A 1,491-nucleotide genomic window follows, 5' to 3' on the forward strand; every position below is an offset into this window, starting at 1 on the left:
CTCGCAGCCTACATCACGCGGCGTGAGCATCACTGGGCGGGTCGACCGGTATCTTCCTATCTCTTTGTTTCCAGCTGGGGTAACCGGATGGATGCCGGTACAATTCATCGCACTTTCTATTCATTGTCGCGGCAGATTGGCTTACGCGGGGCATCCGACAGTCACGGGCCGCGTCTGCACGACATGAGGCACGTGTTTGCCACGAATACACTTGTACGCTGGTACAAGTCCGGAGATGACCCGGAGCGCCGTCTGCCAATCCTGTCAGCCTACCTCGGCCATTCTCACGTCGAGGATACGCAGTGGTATCTGAACGGTTCGCCCGAATTGATGCGTGAGGCGATGCGCCGGCTCGAACAACTCTGGGGAGATCGGCCATGAATGATACCGCCACCTTTGCTCCGCTACTGGAGCGCTTCTTCACGCAGCGTCTGATGGAAGAGCGTCAGGCGAGCCCTCACACCATCAGTGCCTATCGCGATACCTATCGTCAATTCCTTAAGTTCGTGCAGCAGCGCCTGCATAAGTCCCCGTCGCAGCTAAACCTCGAAGACATCGATGCTCCACTGATCGTCGCGTTCCTGGACGAGATTGAGAAGAACCAGGGCGTTAGCGTTCGCACCAGAAATCTGCGCCTTGCGGCGATTCATTCCTTCTTTCGCTACGCCGCTCTCGAAGCACCGGCCCATTCTGCCCAGATCCAGAGGGTGCTTGCCATCCCCAGCAAGCGCTTCACCCGTAAGCTGATCCACTTCCTGACGCCTCCAGAAGTCGACGCCTTGCTTGCTGCGCCTGATCAGGGCACGTGGTCTGGCCGGCGCGACCACGCCTTTCTATTGGTCGCAGTCCAGACCGGTCTGCGCCTGTCCGAGATGACCGGACTCAATCGCGAGGATGTGGTGCTTGGCACCGGCGCACACGTGAGGGTCATCGGAAAGGGTCGAAAAGAGCGCTGTACACCCATCGCGAGATCCACACGCGCTGTACTGAAAGCATGGCTGCGAGAACCACAACGTGGTGATGGCACAGTACTGTTTCCCAGCGAGCGCGGCGAACGCCTCAGTGTTCATGGTGTGCAGTATCTGCTAAACAAGCACCGCAAGGCCGCGTGTGAAGTTTGCCCGTCATTGAATCAGAAGCGGGTCACTGTTCACTGTTTAAGACACACCATGGCCATGGACCTTCTGCAATCAGGCGTTCGTCGCTCGGTCATCGCGTTGTGGCTCGGACATGAATCGGTGGAAACCACGGAGATCTATGTCGAAGCGACCCTTGCGATGAAGGAACAGGCCCTTGAGAAGGCAACTCCGCGACGCGGCAAGCCAGGCCGCTTCAAGCCAACAGACGAGCTCCTCGACTTCCTGAACAGTCTTTAGGCTGCCGAATTATATCGGGTGATCGCTTGAGCGCATCTCTTTGACGGCCCGCAATCTCTGGTCAATTGTTGGAGTTCAATCCGCCACCCGACATAATCCGGAAGGGTACATAGTG

General features: G+C 57.5%; 2 protein-coding genes. Both read left to right on the forward strand.

Annotation, left to right across the window (positions count from 1 at the left end; all coding sequences use genetic code 11):
- On the forward strand, positions 1 to 381 hold a 381-nt coding region (locus P0D89_RS52905), incomplete at its 5' end, for a tyrosine-type recombinase/integrase (protein WP_408379614.1).
- Positions 378 to 1,376, forward strand: a complete 999-nt coding sequence (locus tag P0D89_RS52910; RefSeq protein ID WP_408243202.1) for a site-specific integrase — start codon at positions 378 to 380, stop codon at positions 1,374 to 1,376. The genes P0D89_RS52905 and P0D89_RS52910, both read left to right, overlap by 4 nt.
- Positions 1,377 to 1,491: the final 115 nt, after the last annotated feature.

It is taken from the genome of Paraburkholderia sp. RL18-085-BIA-A (assembly GCF_046027075.1).
In the GTDB taxonomy this organism is placed as follows: Bacteria; Pseudomonadota; Gammaproteobacteria; order Burkholderiales; family Burkholderiaceae; genus Paraburkholderia.